This window comes from Streptomyces sp. SID13726, from assembly GCF_010548375.1.
Lineage (GTDB): Bacteria > Actinomycetota > Actinomycetes > Streptomycetales > Streptomycetaceae > Streptomyces.
On the sequence record NZ_JAAGLY010000011.1, the window covers coordinates 146,165 to 168,023 of the forward strand.

Sequence of the window (21,859 nt, forward strand, 5' to 3'; positions counted from 1 at the left end):
TTGAGGGGCTGCCCGGTTCAGTAGGACCTGGGCAGCCCGAGCACGTGCTGGGAGACGTAGTTGAGGACCATCTCCTGGCTGATCGGGGCCAGTCTGAGCAGCCGGGACTCACGGAAGTACCGCTCGACGTGGTACTCGCGGGCGTATCCCATGCCGCCCAGGGTCTGCACGGCTCGGTCGGCGGCCTGGAAACCGGCGTCCGCGCACAGGAACTTGGCCATGTTGGCCTCGCGTCCGCACTCCAGGCCGCGGTCGTACCGCCAGGCGGCGTTGCGGGCCATGAGGCGGGCCGCGTCGAGCCGGGTCAGGGCTTCGGCGAGGGGGAAGGCGATGCCCTGGTTCTGGCCGATGGGGCGGCCGAAGACGATCCGGTCGCGGGCGTAGCGGGTGGCCGCGTCGAGGGCGGCCCGGCCGAGGCCGAGGGCTTCGTGGGCGAGCAGGATGCGCTCGGGGTTGAGGCCGTCGAGGAGGTAGCGGAAGCCCTCGCCCTCCTCGCCGATGCGGGCGGTGGCCGGGACCCGCAGGCCGTCGATGAAGATCTCGTTGGACGCGACGGCGTTGCGGCCCATCTTGGGGATCGGCCGGATGTCCATGGCGGTGCGGTCGACGTCGACGAGGAAGACGGAGATGCCCTTGGTGGGCTTGTCCACCTGGTCGCGCGGGGTGGTGCGGGCGAGGAGCACCATCTTCTGGGAGTCCCCGGCCTTGGTGATCCAGATCTTGCGGCCGTCGATGACGTAATGGTCGCCGTCGCGGCGGGCGAAGGTGGAGATGCTGGTGGTGTCGGTGCCGGCGTCGGGTTCGGTGACGCCGAAGCAGACGTGCAGGTCGCCGGAGGCGGCGTGCGGGAGGACCTCGCGGCGGAGGTGTTCGCTGCCGTGCCGGGCGAGGACGTTGAGGCCGAAGATGGTGAGGTGCATGGTGCTGCACCCGTTCATGCCGGCGCCCGAGGCGGCCACCTCTTCGAGCAGCAGCGAGGCCTCCAGGACGCCCAGTCCCCCGCCGCCGTACTCCTCGGGGACGGCGATGCCCAGCCAGCCCGCCTTGGCGAAGGCGTCGTAGAAGCTCCAGGGGAACTCGGCCCGTTCGTCCTGGGCCGCCCAGTACTCGGGGCCGAAGGAGGCGGCCAGTTCGCGGACGCCCGCCCGGATGTCCTCCTGCTGCTCGGTCAACTCGAAATCCACGGCGCCTCCCTGGAGAATGAGGTTTCCCTGTAAGTAGAATAGCGTTCGCGTCCGCCGAGAAAGGAAGACCGCCTTGAACATCGCGACGCTGCTCGACATGGCCGTGGCCGGTGATCCCGACCGGGTGGCGATCGGCCCCCTCGCCTCCGGGACGACCTGTGCGGAACTGCGGCGGACGGCTGCCGGGGTCGCCGCCGTGGTCCATGCCTCCGGTGCACGGGAGTTGGTGTTCGCCGGGGTCAACGGGCCTGTGTTTCCGGTGATGTTGTTCGGCGCCGCGTTGGCCGGGGTGCCGCTGGTGCCGGTCAACTACCGTCTGTCGCCGGACGCGTTGACCGCTCTGCTCCGGCACACCGAGCGGCCACTGGTGGTCGCCGACGAGGCCTTCGCGGGCGCCTTCGAGGAGGCCCGAACGCCCGAGGACCTGCTCAAGGAAGCCATGTCCGTCGCACCGGCCTCCGGTTGGGAGGGCTCGCCGGACGACCCGGCGGTGCTGCTCTTCACCAGCGGGACCACGGCGGCGCCCAAGGCGGCGGTGCTGCGGCACCGGCATCTGAGCAGCTACGTCCTCCAGACCGTCGAGTTCGCCTCGGCCGGACCGCAGGACGCGGTCCTGACGAGCGTGCCGCCGTATCACGTGGCGGGGGTCGGCTCGGTGCTCAGCAACCTCTACGCCGGGCGCCGCATGGTGCATCTGGGGGCGTTCGAGCCGGAGGCGTGGCTCGCGCTGGTGCGCGCGGAGGGGGTCACGTCCGCGATGGTCGTGCCGACGATGCTGGCCCGGATCGTGGAGCATCTGGACGGCCGGCCGGCCTCGGTACCCACGCTGCGGTCGCTGGCGTACGGCGGGGCCCGGATGCCGCACACGGTCCTGGAGGCGGCGTTGCACGCCTTCCCCGACACGGGCTTCACCAATGCCTACGGTCTCACCGAGACCAGCTCGACGATCGCCCTGCTCGGCCCGGAGGACCATCGGACGGCGCTGGCGTCGGACGACCCGGCGGTGCGGGCGCGGCTGGGCTCGGCGGGCCGGATGGTGCCGGGGGTGGAGGCGGAGATCCGAGGCACTCGATCTCCAGGCCTGGCAGGTGAGTTGTGGGTGCGGGGGCCGCAGGTCTCCGGTGAGTACAGGGGGGCGGACGCCCTCCTCGACGCGGACGGCTGGTTCCACACCCGCGATCTCGCCCGCTTCGACGGCGACGGCTATCTGTTCATCTCGGGGCGGGCCGACGACACGATCATCCGGGGCGGCGAGAACATCGCTCCGGCCGAGATCGAGGACGTCCTGCTGGGGCACCCCGCCGTGCGTGAGGCGGCTGTCGTCGGGGTGCCCGACGAGGAGTGGGGCGAGCGGATCGCCGCGTTCGTCGTCGTCCACGAGGGGGCGGTGACGGACGCGGAGACGCTGCGCTCCTGGGTACGCGCCCGGCTGCGGGGCTCGCGTACCCCCGACACGGTCGCCTTCCTCCCCGAACTCCCCTACACCCCCACCGGAAAACTGCTGCGCCGGCAGCTGCTGGACACCCCGAGGAAAGGCTGACGCGCGTGACTTCCTTCGCCGAGCTGCACGACCTGACGGGCAAGGTGGCGGTGGTCACCGGCGGTTCGCGCGGGATCGGCCGGTCCATCGTGCAGACGCTGGCGGAGGCCGGTGCCGAGATCGTCGTAGCCTCACGAAAGCTCCAGGCGTGCGAGGCGGTGGCCGGGGAGGTGCGGGCGTCGACCGGGCGTCGGGCTGTGGGCATCGCCTGTCATGTCGGCCGGTGGGACGACTGCGAGCGGCTGGTCGCCGAGACCCTCGGGCACTTCGGGCGCCTGGACGTGCTGGTCAACAACGCGGGCATGTCCCCGATGTACGACAGCCTCGACACGGTCAGCGAGGAGCTCTACGACAAGACGCTCGCCGTGAATCTCAAGGGGCCGTTCCGTCTCGCCGTCCTCGCGGCGAAGCACATGACGGATCACGGGGGCGGGTCGATCATCAACATCGGGACGGCGGGGTCCTTGCTGGCGAGCGTGCATGAACTGCCGTACGCCTGCGCCAAGGCGGGCCTCAACGCCCTGACGGTCGGCTTGGCGGAGGCGTACGCGCCGAAGGTGCGGGTGAACGCGATCCTGCCGGGGCCGGTTCTGACGGATGCTCACCAGGCCTGGGCGGCGGCCGACTTCGACGCGTCGTTCGTTCCGCTGGGCCGCGTCGGGCGGCCGGACGACGTGGCCCCGCTGGCGCTGCATTTCGCGAGTGCGGCGTCGAGTTTCACGACGGGGGCGATCGTGCGGGTGGACGGGGGGATCACGCGGAAGGTGTAGCGGGGCCGACGTATGTCGCGGTGTCTTCCGCCTCCAGTGTCTCCGGCCCGGCTTCCTCGCCCGCCTCGGGAGTCGCGGCCAGTTCCCGAAGGTACTCCTCCGGGCTCTGCGGCCGGGTGTCGGCGTCGCGCGACAGCATCCTGCCGAGCAGGGCACGCAGTTCCTCGGACACCGCGAGGGCGTCGACGGGTACGTCCCTGTGCACGATCTCGTAGATGACCTGATGGTCCGAGGAAGCGCTCCAGGGCAACGTCCCGGTCAGACACTGGTACATGAGGATGCCGAGCGTGTAGAGGTCCGTCCTGATGTCCGAGGGATTGCCCAGCGCCTGTTCCGGGGCCATGTACCCCGGTGTCCCGATCACCATCCCCACGATCGTGACGTCGTAGTCCGCGACCGAGGGACGGGCGATGCCGAGGTCGATGACGACCGCACCGCGCTCCGGATGCAGCAGGACGTTGCTCGGCTTCAGATCGATACGGGAGACACCCATGGTGTCGATGAACGCGAGCGCTTCACCGAGTTGCCGGCCGATGCGCGCGACCAGGCCCACGGGCAGCGCGCCGCGCTCGTCCAGAACCTCTTGCAGGGAGGGCCCCTCCACCAGTTCCATGATCAGCGCGGGTTCCGTGTCCGGTCCGTCCAGGGCGTCGAGGGTCCGGACGATCTGCGGATGGTTCAGCTGGCGGCTCACCTCGGCCTCTCGCCGGAACCTGCTGAGCATCTGCTCGTCTTCGCGCAGCCGGTGGTGCAGCACCTTGACGGCGATCTGCCTGCCGGTGAGCAGATCCCGGCCTCGGTAGACCGCGCCCATGCCGCCCTGTCCGAGGAGACTGCTCATCTCGTACCGCTCGGCCAGTACCGCGACCGCCGGCGTGATCACCGGCGCGCCGGCGCCGGGTGCGCCGTCGGCCGCCGGCGGTGGTTCGGCGGGCGTGCTCCTGGCGCCGATCATGGTGGAGCCGTACAGATCTGGGCCGGGTGGCGGGGTGGCGATCCCCAGGTCTGCGCGCTCGCTCTCGCTGCTCCGGACGAAGCCGGCCAACTGCCGCTTGTAGGCGTCCGACAGCTTGTAGTAGGCCAGTGCGGACTCGGCGCCGCCGTAGCGGGTGACGTCCGGTCGTCCGGGCTCGCTCACCAGGTCCAGTACGCCGGCCCGCACCAGGTGCCGCAACAGCCGCTCCACCGCGGGCGGCGTCATGCGCAGCAGGGAGTCGAGCCCCTGGGGGCCCGTCACGTCGGTGGAGGTGAACGGTCTGCCTTCGCTGCGCAGGGTCCATTCCACTACGTGGTAGCCGCCCAGGAGGCGCCGGTCGTCGTCGATCAGCACGCCCGCGGATCCGTCGGGCGTGCTCGCCGTCATCGTCTCGGACACCACGTCCTCCAGGCGCGCATAGAAGTCGACGCGTGCCCATACCTCCTCGTTCACGCTCAACGAGGGCAGCCCGTCCTCCCACACCACGAGGGAGTTGAACTCCTGCAGCAGCCGTCGCGGAACGCCACGCGCCTTGAAACGGAGGTAGGCGATGAATCGGGCCAGCCGCAGGTCGTCCGGGGTCGACCTGGGAATGGTGTACGTGGACTCGGGCGAGTACGTGACGTACGTACCGGGGCCGGGGGCGTTCGCGCCGTACGGTCCGAGCGGGCCGTACGGGGCGGCAGGCGGGCCCCAGGCCGATGGCGTGTCCGGTTGTGGCCGGCCGCTCCGCACGAGCCCGTGCACCAGGCGTCCGGGCGCGTCCCACAGACACGGGACGTACATCCGCCACCCGAAGACGCTCTCGTACACCCCGTTGCCCCGGTCGGAGTCCTGCAGCGCCCGGTCGTAGAGGTCGGGGCCGGCGACCACGATGAAGTGTGCGCCGCGTGCGGTGAGCACGTTCTTGATGCGGCCCAGTAACGCCTCGAAGAGGGCGATCGCCTCCGCGTCGTTGTCCGTGAGCTTGTCGACCTCGTCGAGCACGATCACCGGATGTACCCGGATCCGTGTGGCGTCCCGCCGGTGCCGCCTGCGCAGGAGTCTTCGGGACCGGCGTACCGGATCGGGGCGGCCCTCACTGCCGTTGAGCAGTTGGACGATGCGTACCAGGTCGTGCTCGACGTCCGTCTCGGAGTACGCGAGGAACGCGGCCTCCGTGGCCTGCGACCGGGTTCTGCGACCGCTGAAGCTCATGGTGGGCGCGAGCCGGTGCTGTGGGGCGAGCCCCAGAGTGGTACCCCTCTCGGTGCTCTCGGACTGTGTCTGGGTGAACGACAGCGATGTCCGCGAGTAGGCGAGCAGCAACGCACGCTGCACTTCGCGCGGAAGGCGCGCCAGCAGATCACGGTCGTCGAGGCTCTCGAAGATCCGCCGGACCACCGCGAACAGCAGTTGGTCCGTGGTCATGGAACGGGCGACGTTCAGGTGCACGACCAGCATGACGTCCCGGTCGCCCCACAGGGCGGAGGTCTCGGCCAACGCCCGCAGCACCAGTGTCGACTTGCCCACTCCACGAAAGCCGCTCACCAGGAAGGCACCGCCGTGGGAGTACGTCAGCCGTTCCTTGAGCGTGTCGACCAGCGCTTCGTGACCGAGCACCGGAATGGCGCCGTCACCGGCCGGCAAGGGTTCGTGGATGTACCGGAACTGCCGGTGAAGCGGCATGTGCAGCACGACATCGTCCCCCAACGGCTCTGTGCGTGCTGCCAGCCTACGGCCTCGCCCTCAGCTGCTGCCGCCCTCGTGCCGGTACACCTCCCCACCCTTCATCACGAACCGCACGTCCTCCGTCACCCCGATGTCCGTGAGGGGATCGCCGGGTACCGCGATGATGTCGGCCAGGAGGCCGGGCTCCAGGCGGCCCCGGTCGTCGGCGTCGATCAGGTCGGCGGCCACCGTCGTCGCGGAACGGATCGCGGCCAGGGGGGTCATTCCGCGGTCGACCAGTGCGAGGAGTTCGCGGGCGTTGCGGCCGTGCGGGATCGCCGGGGCGTCCGTGCCGCAGGCCACTCGGACGCCGCGTTCGATCGCCCGGCGGATCGTGGCCTTCGCCCGGGGGAAGACCTCCGCGGCCTTGGCCTGGAGTTCCGGGGCGGCCTTGGAGACGTCCATGCCGTCGGCGATGTAGGTCGTGGCCACCAGGAAGGTGCCCCGCTCCACCATCAGGTCCAGGGTCTCGTCGCCCGCGAGGAAGCCGTGCTCGACGCAGTCGATGCCCGCCGCGAGGGCGGCTCGGACCGCGCGGTCGCCCATGCAGTGGGCCGCGACCTTGCGGCCCGCGCGGTGGGCCTCGTCGACGATGGCCCGCAGCTCCTCGTCGGAGTACTGCTGGGCGCCGGCCGGGCCGGTGTGGGACATGACGCCGTTCGAGGCGCAGACCTTGATGACCCGGGCGCCGTGCTTGATCTGGTAGCGGACGGCCTTGCGGACCTCGTCGATCCCGTTGGCGATGCCCTCCTCGACGGTGAGGGGCATGATGTGCGGCGCCAGCGCCTGGAACATCGTCGGGTCCAGATGGCCTCCGGTGGGGGTGATCGCGTGTCCGGCGGGGACCACCCTCGGGCCCTCGATCCAGCCCAGGTCGATCGCCTTCTGGAGCGCCACGTCCAGGAGGAGACCGCCCGTCTGCACGAAGAGACCCAGGTTGCGTACGGTCGTGAAGCCCGCCCGCAGCGTCCGGCGGGCGTTGGCGACCGCGCGCAGGGTGCGGACGGCCGGGTCGTCCTGGACCGGGTTGAGGGGGCTGCGGTGGTCGGGGCCGCCGAGCAGCAGGTTGACCTCCATGTCCATCAGCCCGGGCAGGAGGGTCACGTCGCCGAGGTCGATCACCACCGCGTCGGCCGGAACCGACGCGGGGGCGACCTCGACGATGTGCTCGTCCTGGATCAACAGGTCGCCCGGCTCGACCAGTTCGCCCTTGGTGACGTCGAGCATGCGGGCGGCGCGGAGGTGGACGGGCGGCTGCGGTGCGCGCGGTCGTGGCATCAGACGGCCGGTTCCACGACCGCGTCGATGGCGGCCGCCCCCGTGTCGGGGACCTTGGGCTGGCGCCAGGCCTCGACCGGGAAGGCGACGGTCACCAGGGCGCAGAACAGCCACAGCAGGTGCTTGTCCTCGTCGGAGATGCCCTCCATGGAGACCTGCTGGAGGTACTCGGTGCCGTTCGCCAGCAGCGGGAACGCCGCGCTGTAGAAGGTGTCGAGCTCGTCCATGGTGGAGGCGATCCGCTTGGCGTAGCGGGCCTTCTCGGTCGGTACGGCCCAGTCGGCGAAGGGCTCCAGGGCGGCGAACTCGGGTGGGAACACGGTGGCCATGGGTCCTCCTCGGGTCAGGACGAGCGCTGTGCGTGGTCGCGGACGTACTGGCGGGCGGTGCTGTGCAGATGCCGCAGCAGCACTTCCTGGTCGTTGAGCGGGAACTCCCTGACCGCGCGGGATTCGAGCATGGTCTGGGTCGCCTCCAGGGTGTTGCCGTCCTGGAGGCCGTACTCCTTGAACGAGACGACGGCCAGCTCCTGCTGGAGCCGCTGGAAGGCGTTCTCCGGCGGCACGAAGTAGCAAGTGGCCTCGAAGATGTGGGAGTTGTAGGCCGTCGGCCAGTAGTGGTACGTCAGCACCCAGTTCGGCCGCCAGATCAGCAGCATGAAGTTGGGGAAGAAGACGAAGGAGTCCATGCCCCACCGCTTGTCGCGGGTCGGGTTGATGGCCGGGGGCAGGTCCTCGGTGGCCACGCCGACGTCCGGGAACTCCCACGGTCCGAACAGGCCGCTGCGCAGGGCGCCTTCGATGGGCTTGACCATGGCGCGGTCGTGCGGCGGGGCGATGCCGCCCCAGGAGGACACCATGCTGTGCGGGCCGTCGATGTCGTAGTGCAGGGCTTCGTAGCCGTACTTCTGGATCTTGCGGGCCTCATCCGCCATGTACTGGCCGGAGTGCAGGATCGGCGCGTGGTAGAACTCGGCGAACGCGTCGATGAACAGCTTCCAGTTGGCGCCGATCTCGGCCCGGTACTTGTGGGCCTGGGTCATCTTGTGGAACGGATAGCCCTCGATGCCCTGGGCGAACTCGCCGAGGAACTCCCTGAGCGGGGTGGTGTTCTCGGGGTCGAGGTTCACGAAGATGAACCCCTCCCAGACCTCGGTCTGGACGTGGCTGAGTCCGTACTTCGACTTGTCGAGGTCGAAGAACTCCTGCTCCTGCTGGACGAAGACCAGCTTGCCCTCGAGGTCGTAGCGCCAGGCGTGGTACTTGCAGGTGAACTGGCGGCACACCCCGCTGGTCTCCTCGCGCGGGAAGTCGTTCCACACCAGCTTGTTGCCGCGGTGCCGGCACACGTTGTGGAAGGCCCGTACCTCGTCGTCCGTGCCCCGGGCCACGATCACCGAGGTGCCCGCCGCGTCCAGCTCCTTGGTGAAGAAGCTGCCCCGCTTGGGGAGTTGCTCGACGCGGCCGACGTTCAGCCAGGTCCGCCGGAAGATCGCGTCCCGCTCCAGCTCGTAGTGCGCGGGCGAGATCGAGTCCTCGTAGGAGACCGGCTCGGTGTCGATCTTGAGGTGTTCGGTCCAGCTGCCCTCATCGGGCTTCTTGAAGTGCGCCATGGGGTCTGGTCCTCCAGTCGGCTGTACGGAGGATGCGATAATCTCAGTCTCTCCGTATGAGAATGCTATTCTCGCTCGCGATCGACCGTCAAGAACCCGCCCTCAAGCGCCCTCCGTGAACGGGAAGATCCGAGTGAAGTCGGCACCGGGTTCGGCCGCCGCGAAGCTCTCCCAGACCGCGCCCGCCGTCCGGCCCAGGTCGGACGGTCCGCCCTGCTCCGCCACCTCGCTCAGATAGAGACGTACGTCCTTCGCCATCAGGGAGTTGGTGAAGCCGGCGGCATACCGGCCGGTGAGGACATGGCGCGGGAACTTGTCCTCGGTGGCGGCGCTGCGGCCGCTGGAGGTGTTCAGGACGTCGAGCATGGTGGCCAGGTCGAGCCCGGCGGCGAGTCCGAAGGCGACGGCCTCGCTGGTGGCGGCGAGGGTGGTGGCGGACAGGAAGTTGTTGGCGAGCTTGAGCGCCTGGGCCATGCCGGGGCGGTCGCCGACCCGGTGGCGGCGGTCGCTCAGACCGGCCAGCACCGGCTCGACGCGGGCGCAGGCGTCGTCGGCGCCCGCGTACATCACGGTCAGGGTGCGGGCACGGGCTCCGGCCACCCCGCCCGACACGGGGGCGTCGACGTAGCCGACCTCGCCTTTCGCGAGCAGCTCGGCGATCGTCCGCGCGGCCCCCACGCCGACGGTCGAGGTGTCGACCACGCACCGGACCCGGCGTTCGGCGACGGCGAGGACCTCACGGGCCACCTGCTCGGACGCGGTGCCGTCGGGAAGGCTGAGCACCAACACCTCGGCACGGCGGGCCGCTTCGGCCACATCGCCGACGTGGAGAGCGGACGAAGGGGAGCGCGCCGGGCCCGCGGCGTCGTGGGTGACCAGCGGGTGGCCCGCGTCCGCGAGGTTCCCGGCCAGCACCGCGCCCATGTTGCCCAGTCCGACGAAACCGATCACCGCTCGCCCTCCGGTCCCGGCCTTACGGCCCGTACGCCCCGTACCGATCACCGCTCACCCTCCCGCCCCGCCCGTACGGCCCGTACCGAGCGGCGGGCCGCGCTGCCGGCCGGCGCCCCGCAGTACGCGGTGATCTGGAAGAGGAGTTCGTCGACCTCGGCGTCGGTGACGCCGACGCGCGGGCCGCCGTCCAGGTGGAGGCGGAACTCCTCCATGCGGCCGAGCGCGGCGGTCATGGCCAGCACCAGCAGGCTGCGGTCGCGCGGGCTCAGGGCGCCGCCGCGGGCCCAGACCCCCCAGGCCGTGGTGGTGAGGTAGTCCTGGAACTCGGCACCAACCGCGTCGAGTTCGGTGGCCCGGCCCTCGGCATGGGTGTCGCCGAGCACCGCCAGCCGCATGGCGCGCGCAGAGCGCAGTTCCTCGGTCTCTTCGGTCTCTTTCATGGGTCTCCCGTGGGGTCCGGACTGCGAGAATGACGCTCTCATAAACGTACATCCAAGATTCCAGACAGCGGAGAATTGTGCTACCGTCCCACCCCGTCAGGGCCGCCGCCGGAGGGAGATCGGCAGATCGTGGACGACTTCGAGAGCATCGACTTCTTCCGGGACGAGCGGCTCGTCGCGGACCCGTATCCGTACTTCGACGCCCTGCGCGGGCAGTGCCCGGTGCGCCGGGAGAGCCACCACGACGTGATGATGGTGACGGGGTACGACGAGGCGGTGCAGGTCTACAACGACACCGAGACCTTCTCCTCGTGCCTCTCGGTCAGCGGCCCCTTCCCCGGGTTCCCGGTGCCGCTGGAGGGCGACGACGTGAGCGCGCTCATCGAGGAGCACCGCGACGCGCTCCCGATGAGCGACCAGCTCCCCACCCTCGACCCGCCGAAGCACACCGATCACCGTGCCCTGCTGATGCGGCTGATCACTCCGAAGCGCCTCAAGGAGAACGAGGCGTCGATGTGGCACCTGGCCGACAGCCTCCTGGACGGTTTTCTCGCCCCGGGCGAAGGGGAGTTCATCGGCGGCTTCGCCGGGCCCTTCACCCTGCTGGTGATCGCCGACCTGCTCGGCGTGCCCGAGGAGGACCGCGCCGAGTTCACGGACCGGCTCCAGAACCGCCCGTCCACCGAGGCGGGCGTCGGAAGCACCGGCGACGACAGCATGCACCACTCACCGCTGGAGTTCCTCTACGGCCGCTTCGCGGAGTACATCGCCGAGCGCCGCCGGGAACCGCGCGGTGACGTCCTCACCGGACTCGCGAGCGCGACCTTCCCCGACGGCTCGACGCCCGAGGTCGCCGATGTCGTACGGGTCGCCGCCAATCTCTTCGCCGCCGGTCAGGAGACCACGGTCCGGCTGCTGAGCACCGCGCTGCGGATCATCGCCGAACAGCCGGACGTGCAGCGGCTGTTGCGCACCGAGCGGGACCGCATCCCGAACTTCGTCGAGGAGGCGCTGCGCGCCGAGAGCCCGGTCAAGGGCGACTTCCGGCTGTCGAGGGTGGCGACGACCGTGGGCGGGGTCGACATCCCGGCCGGGACCACGCTGATGGTGCTCAACGGCGCCGCCAACCGTGATCCGCGCCAGTTCGAGGACCCGGGCGGCTTCGACGTGCGCCGGGCGAACGTCCGCCGCCATCTGGCCTTCGGCCGTGGGGTGCACACCTGTCCGGGGGCGCCGCTGGCCCGCGCCGAGGCCCGGGTGACCATCGAGCGGATCCTGGACCGTACGACGGACATCCGGATCGCCGAGTCCGTCCACGGGCCCGCCGACGCCCGGCGCTTCCAGTACGTGCCGACGTTCATCCTGCGCGGCCTGACCCACCTCAACCTGGAGTGGGGCGAGGTCCGTTGAAGGTCACCGTCGACGACGACCGGTGCCGGGGACACGGGGTGTGCTGCACACTGTGCCCGGAGGTCTTCGACCTGAGCGACGACGGCTACGCCGTGGTGGAGACCCCCGAGGTCCCGGCCGAGTTCGAGGACGCGGTGCGCTCCGCCGCCGGGATGTGTCCCGAGCGCGCGATCACGATCAGCTGAGGAGAGCCATGCCCAAGGGCTACGTCATCATCACCGAGGCCATCAGCGACCCGGCGGGCATGGCCGCCTACGGCCGGGCGGCCGCTGCCTCCATCGCCGAGAGCGGGGCGAAGGTCCTGGCCGCCGATCCCCGGCCGCGACTCCTAGAGGGCGAGTGGCACGGCGACCAGACCGTCGTACTGGAGTTCCCGTCGGCGGAGGCGGCCCGCGCCTGGTACGAGTCGGCGTCCTACGAGAAGGCGAAGCCCTTGCGGCAGGCGGCGGCCGAGTGCCGGGTCGTGATCGTGTCGGGGTTCGAGATGCCCACGCCGGGCGACTGAACCGCCTGCCCCCCCGGTGCGGAGACTGAGTCGCCTGCCGCCGAGCCACGACCGGGCCGCCCTCCTCCGAGCCACGGCTGAGCCGCCCGCCCCGCGCCGTGACCAAGCCACCCGCCCCGCGCCCGTCACCCGAGCCCCGCCAGCACACCCCCGTCGACGAGCACGTCCACGCCGGTGAGGAAGGACGCCTCCTCGGACAGCAGGAAGGCGACCACGGCCGCGAGTTCCTCCGGGCGGCCCTCCCTTCCCAGCGCCGACCGCTCGACGAGCGTCCTCATCGACGGATGCCCGGCCGCCTCCTGTCGCCCCTGCGGTGTCGCCACGATGCCCGGCGACACCGAGCAGACCCGGGCCCCGAGCGGGCCGAGCCGCATCGCCTCCCGCTGCACGAAGCGCTGGACTCCGCGCTTGGCCCAGCTGTAGGCGACGCCCGGCTCCTCCACTGCGGGACCGAGGGCGTCACGGAGCCGGTCGGGGAGGTCGGCGTCCAGCGGGGCGTCGAGGGCCTCGTCGGCGGCGGGGTTCGGCTCGGCGGCGCCCAGCCGGGCCGCCATGGAGGCGAAGCACACCATCGCCGTGCCGTCGCCGGCCAGCGGTCGCAGCGCCTCGGCCAGCAGGGCCGTACCGACGAGGTCGACCTGGAGGATGCGCCGCCAGTCGGCCATGGTCGGGGAGATGCCGGCCGCGTGGGCGACTGCGCGGAGGGTGCCCGACGCGGCGACGCGGGCGGCGAGTCGGGCCAGACCGTCGCGGTCGGTGACGTCCAGGACGAACGGCTCGACGACGGCCCGGTGTTCGCCGGCCGACAGCTCCTGGGCCGCCGCGGTCACCGTCGCCCCGTCGAGGTCGACCAGCAGCAACCGGTCCACCCTGGCGGCCAGTCGGCGCGCGCACTCCAGTCCCATCCCCCGGCCCGCGCCGGTGACGATCCCCACGCCGGTCATCCGTTCCTCCCGCCGGTCGCCCAGTACCGTTCCAGGACCGGTTGCAGCTCCCGGGTCACCAGCTCCACGCGTGCTCCTCCGGCAGCGCGGTGGAACGCCCAGTACGGAGTGCCGTCGGGCCGTCTGCCCTGGGCCTCCAACTCATGGCCACGACCGGCGAGTTCGGCGGAGTCGGCGGCCACGTCGTCGGACCAGTAGCCGAGGTGGTGGACGCCGGAGTCGGCGGGCTGCCACAGCGTCCCCGGCACACTCCGCACCAGCTCGACGCGGGGCGTGGACTTCGAGTACACGGACCTGAGGTCGAGGACGGCGTCCCCCTCCGGCAGCCGCACCCGCGTCGAGCCGCCCATCTCCGCGCACCACTCGTATCCGAACAGGGCCGTCAACTCGGCGGCGGCTGCGGCGAGATCGTCGACGACGATCCCGGCATGGAACTGATCGCTCGGCTTCACTCGTACGCTCCTCGGGGTGCGACCGTGCGCAGACAGAACCGGGTGATGTGGTCGACGTCGGCGCCCGTCGGGGGCGTGCGGCGCCACAGGTGGTCCGCGAGCCTGCCCATCGTGGCGTGGGCGGCCAGGGACGCGTCCAACTCGGGGTTCTCGCTGCCGAGTTCGCCGTACGGCTCGCGCAGCAGCTCCGCCAGCAGGCCCGCGGTCGAGGGCGGGCCGGACAGGAACCCCTCCCCCACGCTCTGGGCGTTCCACATGACGGCGAGCGTGGTCGCCGCCGTCTCCTCGTCCATGGCCTGGGACAGCACGCCCTCGACCCAGCGGTGCACCTTGTCCTCGGGCGCCGGCTCCTTGGCCATCCGGTGGGCGAGGTAGCCGCACAGTCGCGCGGCGCCGTCCTCCAGGATCGCGGCGACCAGGGCGTCCTTGGACCGGAAGTGCCGGTAGAACGCCTCGTTGGACAGCCCGGACGCCGCCACGATGTCGGCGACCCGCGGCCGTGAGGCGGTGCCGCGGCGCCGCATGACCTCCAGAGCCGCGTCCAGCAGGGCGCGCACCTCACCGGCGTACCGGGCACCGCGCCCGGCCAGTGCCTGGCGGGCGATGCGCTCGGCCAGGTCCTCCGACTCTTCCATAACGTCGTTCCGCGTCAGGGGAATTGTGTTCTCTTTCATGAGAACGCTATTCTGGCAGCCGCCGGAAGGAGACACAATGCCGTGGGACTTCGAAACCGAACCGGACTACCAGGCGCAGCTCGACTGGGCCGCCCGGTTCGTGCGTGAGGAGGTCGAGCCCCTCGATCTCCTGTGGGACGGCCTCCAGTTCACCCCGCCCGACGAGAACCTCCGCCGCGTCCTGGACCCGCTGAAGAAGGAGGTGCGCGCCCATGGACTGTGGGCCACGCACCTCGGCCCCGAGCTGGGCGGCGAGGGCCATGGCCAGGTCAAGCTCTGCCTGCTCAACGAGATCCTGGGCCGCTCCTCCTGGGCCCCGATCGTCTTCGGCTGCCAGGCCCCGGACACGGGCAATGCCGAGATCCTCGCCCACTACGGCACCCCGGGGCAGAAGGACCGCTATCTGCGCCCGCTGCTCGACGGCGAGATCTTCTCCTGCTACTCGATGACGGAGCCTCAGGCGGGCTCCGACCCCAAGGAGTTCACCACCCGGGCCGTGCAGGACGGCGACGACTGGGTGCTCAGCGGCTGGAAGTACTTCTCGTCCAACGCGCGGACCGCCGCCTTCTTCATCGTGATGGCGGTGACCGACCCGGACGGCGACCCGTACAGGAGCATGTCGATGTTCCTGGTCCCCGCCGGCACACCGGGCATCGTCATCGAGCGCAACGTGGCCCTCGCCGGTGAGCCGGAGGAACGCGGTTCGCACGCGCTCGTGCACTACGACGACGTACGGGTCCCGGCGGACGCGCTGCTCGGCGGCGAGGGCCAGGCCTTCGTGATCGCCCAGACGCGGCTCGGCGGCGGGCGGATCCACCACGCCATGCGGACGATCGGCCTGGCGGGCAAGGCCTACGAGATGATGTGCGAGCGGGCCCTGAGCCGGCGGACCCAGGGCGAGCGGCTCGCCGACAAGCAGTTCGTGCAGGGGCACATAGCCGACTCGTACGCGCAGCTCACGCAGTTCCGGCTGGCCGTGCTGCACACCGCCTGGAAGATCGACAAGCACAACGACTACCGCAAGGTCCGCAAGGACATCGCGATGGTCAAGACCCAGCTCCCGGCGGTGCTGCACGACATCGCCCACCGCGCCGTCCAGGTCCACGGGGCGCTCGGGGTCAGCGGTGACATGCCGCTGTTCCGGATGCTGCTCGGCGCGAGCGTCCTCGGCATCGCCGACGGCCCGACCGAGGTCCACAAGGTGACCGTCGCCCGTCAGGTGCTCCGCGACCACAAGCCGAGCGAGGACCTGTGGCCCAGCGCCTACCTGCCCAAACGGGTGGCGGCGGCGCGCGCCAAGTACGCCGAGTTCCTTCCCGACGAGGCGGGTACCCGGTGATCGACGTCGAGCGACTGGCCAACTGGCTGGACCAGTCCGGGCTCCCCGGGAAGGGCGAGCCGATCGAGCACCGGTACGTCTCCGGCGGCGCTCAGAACGAGATCTACGAGATCCGGCGCGGCGACCTGCACTGCGCCCTGCGCATCCCGCCGCCCACGGCCCCGGCCGCCCGGGACGAGGGGATCCTGCGGGAGTGGCGGATCATCGAGGCGCTGAACGGCACGGACGTCCCGCACACCGAGGCGGTCGCCGTCTGCACGGACCCCGCGGTCCTGGGCCGCACCTTCTATCTCATGGAGTTCGTCGACGGCTGGTCCCCCATGGGCGTACGAGGCTGGGCGGCCCCCTTCGACACCGACCTCAGCGCGCGGGCCGGCCTCGGGTACCGGCTCGCGGAGGGCATCGCCCTGCTCTCCAAGGTGGACTGGCGGGCGAAGGGCCTGCACGACCTGGGCCGCCCCGACGGCTTCCACGAGCGTCAGGTCGACCGCTGGACGCGCTACCTGGACCGGGTGAAGGGCCGCGAGCTGCCCGGCTTCGACGAGGCCTCCGCCTGGCTGCGCGCCCACAAGCCCCTCGACTACGTCCCCGGCCTGATGCACGGCGACTACCAGTTCGCCAACGTCATGTTCCGGCACGGCGCTCCGGCCCGGCTCGCCGCGATCGTCGACTGGGAGATGGGCACGGTCGGCGACCCCAAGCTGGACCTCGCCTGGATGCTGCGCGGCTGGCCCGAGGACACCAGCACCCCCGAGGCGGCCACCGCCCTCTACGTCGACCTGACCGGCATGCCCGCACGGACCGAACTGATCCGGCACTACGCCTCGGTCTCGGGCCGCCAGGTCGACGACATGGACTACTACGACGTCCTCGCCCAGTGGAAGCTGGCGATCGTCCTGGAGCAGGGCTTCCAACGGGCGGGCGACAACGAGAAGTTGCGGGCGTTCGGCCCGATGGTCCTCGACCTCATGCGGAGCGCGGCGGAACTGGCGGAGACGACGGGCTACGGAGTCGCTGCCCCGTAGACGGTCGTGGCGCCGAACTCCCTCACAGGCCCAGCGACTTCGCGATGATGACCTTCATGACCTCGCTCGTGCCGGCGTAGATCCGGGTGATCCGGGCGTCGGTGTACAGCCGGGCGATCGGGTACTCCGTCATATAGCCGTAGCCGCCGAAGAGTTGCAGGCACCGGTCGACGACACGGGCCTGCATCTCGGTGCAGAACAGCTTCACCTTCGCCGCGTCGGAGCCGGACAGTTCACCGTCGACCAGGGACAGGACCGCCCGGTCCAGCATGGCCTGCGCGGCCTCGATCTCGGCGGCGACGGCGGCGAGTTCGAACTTGGTGTTCTGGAAGGACGCGACCGTCCGTCCGAAGACCTCGCGCTCCTTGACGTAGTCGATCGTGGTGTCCAGCGCGGCCCGCGCCTGGGCGACCGAGCCGACGGCGACCGTCATCCGTTCCTGCGGGAGGTTGTGGCCGAGGTAGCGGAAGGCTGCGCCCTCCTCCCCCAGCCGGTTGGCCACGGGTACGCGCACGTCGTCGAAGGCCAGCTCGACGGTGTCCTGGACCTTGATGCCCATCTTGTCGAGGACGCGCCCGCGGGTGAACCCGGACATGCCGTCCTCGACGATCAGCAGGGTCAGTCCGGCCCGCCGGTCGTCGGGGTCGGTGGCGGTGCGGGCGACGACGATCACCAGGTCGGCGAGGAGTCCGCCGGTGATGAAGGTCTTGGCGCCGTTCAGGACATAGGTGTCCCCGTCCCGGACGGCGGTGGTGCGGATGCCGGCCAGGTCGGATCCGGTGCCGGGCTCCGTCATGGCGATCGCGGTGAGGAGCGTGCCGGCCGCGAGTCCGGGCAACCAGCGTCGGCGCTGGTCCTCGTCGGCGTAGGCGAGGAAGTAGGGCAGGACGACGTCCAGTTGGGTGCGGACCGTGCCGAGGGTAACGAGGGCGCGGGAGGACTCCTCTTGGAGGACGACGTTGTACCGGTAGTCGTCGAGTCCCGTGCCGCCGTACTCCTCGGGGATCGACATGCCCAACAGCCCGAGCTCACCGAGCTGTTCGAAGAGCGAGCGCGGCAGGCGGCCCGCCTTCTCCCAGTCGGCGTAGTGCGGGACGACCTCCTTGGCCACGAACTCCCGGACCAGTTTGCGGAATTCCTCGTGGTCGGCGTCAAAGACGTCTCGGCGCACGGTCCCCTCCTTCAGGAAACGAGTTCGAGGAGGGTGGCGTTGGCCGTGCCGCCGCCCTCGCACATGGTCTGGAGTCCGTAGTGGATGCCGTGGTCGCGCATGTGGTGGATCATGCGGGTGGCCAGGACGGCGCCCGAGGCCCCGAGCGGATGCCCCAGGGCGATGGCACCGCCCAAGGGGTTGACCAGCGCGGGGTCGGCTCCGGCCTCGGCGAGCCAGGCGAGCGGCACGGAGGCGAACGCCTCGTTCACCTCGAAGACCCCGACCTCGGCGAGACCCACACCCGTTTGCCGCAGTACCTTCTCGGTGGCCGGGATCGGGCCCGTGAGCATGAGCACGGGGTCGGAGCCGGTGACGACTCCCCCGCGACAGCGCACGATCGGCGTCAGCCCCAGCTCCCTTGCCCGCTCCGGAGTCGTCACCAGCAGGGCGGCCGCCCCGTCGGAGATCTGGGAGGCGTTGCCCGCGTGGATCACCCCGTCGTCCAGGAAGGCGGGCTTGAGGGCGGACAGCCTCTCGACGGTACTGCCCCGCCGTATGCCCTCGTCGGCCGTGACCGCGCCCACCGGCACGATCTGCGCGTCGAAGGCACCGGCGTCCTGGGCGATGGCGGCCCGTTCGTGGGACAGGGCCGCGTACTCGTCCAGGCGAGTACGCGAGAGCCCCCACTTCTGCGCGATCTTCTCGGCGGAGACACCCTGGTTGAAGTCGAACCCCGGGTATCGGGCGAGGACTTGGGGGCCGTACGGCATCCCGGTGGCCCGCGCCGAGCCGAGCGGCACCCGGCTCATCACCTCGACCCCGCCCGCCACGACGACGTCCTGCCGGCCCGACATCACGGCCTGCACCGCGAAGTCGAGGGCCTGCTGGCTCGATCCGCAGGCCCGGTTGACGGTGGTGCCGGGGATCGTCTCGGGCCAGCCTGCGGCGAGGACGGCGTAGCGGCCGATGTTGCTGGACTGGTCGCCGACCTGGGAGACGCAGCCCCAGACGACGTCGTCCACGATCGCGGGGTCGATGCCGGTCCGGCGGGCCAGCTCACGGAGGACCAGGGCCGAAAGGTCGGCGGCGTGGACCTCCGAGAGACCTCCGTTGCGTTTGCCCACCGGCGTCCGGACAGCCTCGACGATCACTGCTTCACGCATGGGGGTCCTCCGAGGTCGGGGATCGGTACCAGCGGCCGGTGAAGTGGGGCTCGCGCTTCTCGGCGAAGGCCGCGTAGGCCTCCTGGGCGTCCGTGGTAGCGAAGTTCGCCGCCTGGGCGCGCGCTTCCGAGGCAAGTGCCTCGTACAGGGTGCTGCTGGTGGCCTCGTTGAGGAGCGCCTTGGTCTGGGCGAGGGCGACCGGCGGACCCGCCGCGAGCCGCCGCCCCAGGTCCGCGACGAACTCGTCGATCTCCTCGGGCGGCACCACCCAGGTGACGAGCCCCAGCGCCCGCGCCTCCTCGGCGTCGATCGTCTCCGCCAACAGGGTCAGCCGCTTGGCCTGTTGGAGTCCGACGAGTCTCGGCAGCAGCCAGGTGCCGCCGCAGTCCGGGGAGAGCCCGCGGCGCGTGAAGATCTGGGAGAAGCGTGACTCGGGGGTGGCCACGACGAGATCGCAGCCGAGCGCCAGGTTCCAGCCCGCGCCGACGGCCACGCCGGTCACCTTCGCGACGGTGGGGAAGGGGAGTTCGTGGAGCAGGACCGCCACGTCGTTCAGGTCGCGGACCTTGTCCAACGGGTGCCGGGAGTCCCCCGACTTGAGATCGGCACCCGAGCAGAAGGCTCCACCGGCCCCGGTGAGGACGAGCGCGCGGACACTCCGGTCCCGGGTCACGGCGGCCAGCGCTTCCCGGAGCGCCTGCCACAGCTCGGGGTCGGCGGCGTTCCTGCGGTACGGCCGGTTCAGCGTCAGGGTGCGCACGCCGTCGGCGTCGCTGGACAGCAGGACGGTCACGCACCCCTCCGCAGCTCGCGCAACTCCTCGTCGGACAGGCCCAGTTCGGCCAGCACCCGGTCGGTGTGCGCACCGAGCGCCGGAATCGCGCCCATCGGTGGGTCGTAGCCCGAGATGACCGGGGGCGGCAGCAGCGCCGGTACCGGCCCGGACGGTGTGTCGATGTCACGCCAGCGGTCGCGGGCCGTGAGGTGCGGGTGGGCGAGGACATCGCTGGGGGTGTTGTAGCGGGCGTTGCCGATTCCGGCCTCGTCGGCGCGCCTCTGGATGTACGACAGTTCGTGCCGAGCGCACCAGGCGGCCAGCTCCGTGTCGAGCAGGTCGCGGTGTTCGACCCGGCCCGGGTTGGTGCGCAGGCGTTCGTCGTCGACGAGGTCCGGGCGTTCAAGCAACTCCCTTGCCAGGCGCTGCCATTCGCGGTCGTTGGTGGTGCCGAGGACTACGGTCTGGTCGTCGGCGGTGCGGTAGGCGCCGTACGGGGAGACGGCCGGGGAGCCCATACCGCGGGGCTGTTGGTCGACGCCGGTGTGGCGGGTGTGGTGGAGGGCGTAGCCCATCAGCTCGGTCATCGTGTCGAAGAGGCTGACCGTGACGGACCGCCGCTCACCGGAGTACAGCAGGGCCACGATCGAGAGGGCCGCGTACAGGCCGGTGCTCGCGTCGGCCATCGGCGGGCCGGGTTTGGCGGGCGCGCCCGGGGTTCCGGTGATCGCGCAGGCGCCGGACTCGGCCTGGACGAGGAGGTCGTAGGCCCGCTTGTGGGAGAGGGGGCCGCCCCGGCCGTAGCCGTCGATCTCGACGGCGATGAGATCGGGGTGGCTGCCGGCGAGGTCGTCGGGGGCGAGGCCGAGCTTGGCGGTGGTGCCGGGGGTGAGGTTGGAGACCAGGACGTCTGCGCGGTCGAGGAGGCGGTGCAGGGTGCGGAGACCGGCCTCGGTCTTGAGGTCGAGGGTGACGGACTCCTTGCCGCGGTTCACCCACACGAAGTGGGCGGAGATCCCGCCGACCACGTCGTCGATGTACCGGGCCGAGTCGCCGCCGGCCGGGTTCTCCACCTTGATGACCCTGGCGCCGAGGTCGCACAGGGTGCGGGTGCACAGCGGCGCGGAGACGGCCTGTTCGAGGGCGACGACGGTGACGCCGTCCAGTGGGCCCATCAGATCACCAGGCCACCGTCGACCGGCAGGACCTGGCCGGTGACGAAGGAGGCCGCGTCCGAGGCGAGGAACACGAAGGCGCCCGCGACCTCCTCGGGTTCGGCCCAGCGGCCGAGCGGGATGCGGGCGAGCATGGTCGCGGCGAACTTCTCGTTGGTGCGGATGGTCTCCGTCATGGGGGTGGCGGCCAGCGGGGCGAGGGCGTTCACCTTGATCTGGCGGCGGGCGAGTTCGCGGGCCAGGGACTTGGTCATGCCGATGACGGCGGCCTTGGCGGCGGAGTAGTTGACCTGGCCGAGGGTGCCGGTGAGCCCGGCGGACGAGGTGACGTTGATGATGCGTCCCGTGCCGTCGGTCGGCAGAAACGGGAGGGCGGCCTGGGAGCAGGTGAAGGTGCCGAGGACGTGGATGTCGAGCAGCTTGCGGAAGGTGTCCTCGTCGAGGTCGGGGAACATGGCCGGGGCGGTGACACCGGCGTTGTTCACCACGATGTGCAGCGTGCCGTCGGTGAGGGCGGCGGCCTTGGCCACGGCGGTTTCCGCGGCGGAACGGTCCCGTACGTCCAGCGGCGCGCTGTCCGCCGTACCGCCCGAGGCCCTGATCTTCTCGGCGACGGCAGCCGCGGCCGACCCGTCGACGTCGGTGACGAGGACGGCCGCTCCGGCACCGGCGAGTGCGTGGGCGACGGCGGCGCCGATGCCGCCCGCGGCTCCGGTGACCAGTGCGGAGCGGCCGGTCAGGTCGAACAACCCGTTGATCATGTCGTCCTTCGTGTAGGGG

At 70.9% G+C, this 21,859-nt stretch carries 22 protein-coding genes; 7 read left to right on the forward strand and 15 right to left on the reverse strand.

Annotated features, from left to right (window positions below; genetic code table 11):
• Positions 1 to 17 precede the first annotated feature (17 nt).
• The gene (locus tag G3I78_RS27525; protein WP_164429249.1) at positions 18 to 1,184 is read right to left on the reverse strand and encodes an acyl-CoA dehydrogenase family protein; all 1,167 of its coding nucleotides are present in this window, start codon (positions 1,182 to 1,184) and stop codon (positions 18 to 20) included.
• 73 nt (positions 1,185 to 1,257) lie between these two features.
• On the opposite strand from G3I78_RS27525, the gene G3I78_RS27530 reads away from it, so the two are divergent.
• Together G3I78_RS27530 and G3I78_RS27535 are read left to right on the forward strand one after the other, a co-directional pair.
• The gene (locus G3I78_RS27530) at positions 1,258 to 2,724 is read left to right on the forward strand and encodes a fatty acid--CoA ligase family protein (protein ID WP_164429251.1); all 1,467 of its coding nucleotides are present in this window, start codon (positions 1,258 to 1,260) and stop codon (positions 2,722 to 2,724) included.
• Between the two features lie 5 nt (positions 2,725 to 2,729).
• Positions 2,730 to 3,494 (forward strand): glucose 1-dehydrogenase, encoded by a 765-nt coding sequence (locus G3I78_RS27535; RefSeq protein WP_164429253.1) that lies wholly within the window; start codon positions 2,730 to 2,732, stop codon positions 3,492 to 3,494.
• Here the strand turns inward: G3I78_RS27535 and G3I78_RS27540 are convergent.
• The 6 genes from G3I78_RS27540 to G3I78_RS27565 form a co-directional block, all read right to left on the reverse strand.
• Positions 3,478 to 6,138 (reverse strand): protein kinase, encoded by a 2,661-nt coding sequence (locus G3I78_RS27540; protein WP_164429255.1) that lies wholly within the window; start codon positions 6,136 to 6,138, stop codon positions 3,478 to 3,480. The genes G3I78_RS27535 and G3I78_RS27540 overlap by 17 nt on opposite strands.
• 60 nt (positions 6,139 to 6,198) lie before the next feature.
• Positions 6,199 to 7,458, reverse strand: coding sequence for an amidohydrolase family protein (locus tag G3I78_RS27545; protein WP_164429257.1), 1,260 nt, complete (start codon positions 7,456 to 7,458; stop codon positions 6,199 to 6,201).
• On the reverse strand, positions 7,458 to 7,787 hold the full coding sequence (locus G3I78_RS27550) for a hypothetical protein (RefSeq protein ID WP_164429259.1): 330 nt from the start codon (positions 7,785 to 7,787) through the stop codon (positions 7,458 to 7,460). Before G3I78_RS27550 ends, G3I78_RS27545 begins: the two co-directional genes overlap by 1 nt.
• Before the next feature lie 14 nt (positions 7,788 to 7,801).
• Positions 7,802 to 9,070 carry an aromatic ring-hydroxylating dioxygenase subunit alpha gene (locus G3I78_RS27555; protein ID WP_164429261.1) on the reverse strand — a complete coding sequence of 423 codons (1,269 nt, stop codon included), beginning with the start codon at positions 9,068 to 9,070 and terminating at the stop codon, positions 7,802 to 7,804.
• Between the two features lie 102 nt (positions 9,071 to 9,172).
• On the reverse strand, positions 9,173 to 10,021 hold the full coding sequence (locus G3I78_RS53245) for an NAD(P)-dependent oxidoreductase (RefSeq protein WP_203615587.1): 849 nt from the start codon (positions 10,019 to 10,021) through the stop codon (positions 9,173 to 9,175).
• A gap of 47 nt (positions 10,022 to 10,068) precedes the next feature.
• On the reverse strand, positions 10,069 to 10,464 hold the full coding sequence (locus tag G3I78_RS27565) for a carboxymuconolactone decarboxylase family protein (protein ID WP_164429262.1): 396 nt from the start codon (positions 10,462 to 10,464) through the stop codon (positions 10,069 to 10,071).
• 129 nt (positions 10,465 to 10,593) lie between these two features.
• Between G3I78_RS27565 and G3I78_RS53250 the strand changes: the two genes are divergently transcribed.
• Genes G3I78_RS53250 through G3I78_RS27580 form a run of 3 tightly spaced genes read left to right on the forward strand, consistent with a single transcriptional unit; the run spans position 10,594 to position 12,379 of the window.
• Positions 10,594 to 11,874, forward strand: coding sequence for a cytochrome P450 (locus tag G3I78_RS53250; protein ID WP_164429264.1), 1,281 nt, complete (start codon positions 10,594 to 10,596; stop codon positions 11,872 to 11,874).
• Entirely contained in the window at positions 11,871 to 12,059 is a 189-nt protein-coding gene (locus tag G3I78_RS27575) for a ferredoxin (protein WP_164429266.1), read from the forward strand. Before G3I78_RS53250 ends, G3I78_RS27575 begins: the two co-directional genes overlap by 4 nt.
• Before the next feature lie 8 nt (positions 12,060 to 12,067).
• Positions 12,068 to 12,379, forward strand: a complete 312-nt coding sequence (locus G3I78_RS27580; protein WP_164429268.1) for a DUF1330 domain-containing protein — start codon at positions 12,068 to 12,070, stop codon at positions 12,377 to 12,379.
• Positions 12,380 to 12,504: 125 nt separating this feature from the next.
• Here G3I78_RS27580 and G3I78_RS27585 read toward each other — a convergent pair whose 3' ends face one another.
• Genes G3I78_RS27585 through G3I78_RS27595 form a run of 3 tightly spaced genes read right to left on the reverse strand, consistent with a single transcriptional unit; the run spans position 12,505 to position 14,410 of the window.
• Complete coding sequence (locus G3I78_RS27585; RefSeq protein ID WP_164429270.1) at positions 12,505 to 13,323, reverse strand: SDR family oxidoreductase; 819 nt, start codon at positions 13,321 to 13,323, stop codon at positions 12,505 to 12,507.
• Positions 13,320 to 13,775 carry a VOC family protein gene (locus G3I78_RS27590; RefSeq protein ID WP_164429273.1) on the reverse strand — a complete coding sequence of 152 codons (456 nt, stop codon included), beginning with the start codon at positions 13,773 to 13,775 and terminating at the stop codon, positions 13,320 to 13,322. Before G3I78_RS27590 ends, G3I78_RS27585 begins: the two co-directional genes overlap by 4 nt.
• Positions 13,772 to 14,410: a helix-turn-helix domain-containing protein gene (locus G3I78_RS27595; RefSeq protein ID WP_164429275.1), complete on the reverse strand. Its 639-nt coding sequence runs from the start codon at positions 14,408 to 14,410 to the stop codon at positions 13,772 to 13,774. Before G3I78_RS27595 ends, G3I78_RS27590 begins: the two co-directional genes overlap by 4 nt.
• Positions 14,411 to 14,486: 76 nt before the next feature.
• On the opposite strand from G3I78_RS27595, the gene G3I78_RS27600 reads away from it, so the two are divergent.
• Positions 14,487 to 15,788, forward strand: coding sequence for an acyl-CoA dehydrogenase family protein (locus G3I78_RS27600; protein WP_164429277.1), 1,302 nt, complete (start codon positions 14,487 to 14,489; stop codon positions 15,786 to 15,788).
• Entirely contained in the window at positions 15,785 to 16,813 is a 1,029-nt protein-coding gene (locus tag G3I78_RS27605) for a phosphotransferase family protein (RefSeq protein ID WP_164429279.1), read from the forward strand. Before G3I78_RS27600 ends, G3I78_RS27605 begins: the two co-directional genes overlap by 4 nt.
• A gap of 22 nt (positions 16,814 to 16,835) precedes the next feature.
• Here G3I78_RS27605 and G3I78_RS27610 read toward each other — a convergent pair whose 3' ends face one another.
• The 5 genes from G3I78_RS27610 to G3I78_RS27630 are packed head-to-tail and all read right to left on the reverse strand — an operon-like array spanning position 16,836 to position 21,840.
• Complete coding sequence (locus G3I78_RS27610) at positions 16,836 to 17,984, reverse strand: acyl-CoA dehydrogenase family protein (RefSeq protein WP_164429281.1); 1,149 nt, start codon at positions 17,982 to 17,984, stop codon at positions 16,836 to 16,838.
• Between the two features lie 11 nt (positions 17,985 to 17,995).
• Complete coding sequence (locus G3I78_RS27615) at positions 17,996 to 19,129, reverse strand: thiolase family protein (protein ID WP_164429282.1); 1,134 nt, start codon at positions 19,127 to 19,129, stop codon at positions 17,996 to 17,998.
• Complete coding sequence (locus G3I78_RS27620) at positions 19,122 to 19,922, reverse strand: enoyl-CoA hydratase (protein ID WP_164429284.1); 801 nt, start codon at positions 19,920 to 19,922, stop codon at positions 19,122 to 19,124. The genes G3I78_RS27615 and G3I78_RS27620 overlap by 8 nt, the downstream gene beginning before the upstream one ends.
• Positions 19,919 to 21,079: a CaiB/BaiF CoA-transferase family protein gene (locus G3I78_RS27625; protein ID WP_164429286.1), complete on the reverse strand. Its 1,161-nt coding sequence runs from the start codon at positions 21,077 to 21,079 to the stop codon at positions 19,919 to 19,921. Before G3I78_RS27625 ends, G3I78_RS27620 begins: the two co-directional genes overlap by 4 nt.
• Entirely contained in the window at positions 21,079 to 21,840 is a 762-nt protein-coding gene (locus G3I78_RS27630) for an SDR family NAD(P)-dependent oxidoreductase (RefSeq protein WP_164429288.1), read from the reverse strand. The genes G3I78_RS27625 and G3I78_RS27630 overlap by 1 nt, the downstream gene beginning before the upstream one ends.
• Positions 21,841 to 21,859: the final 19 nt, after the last annotated feature.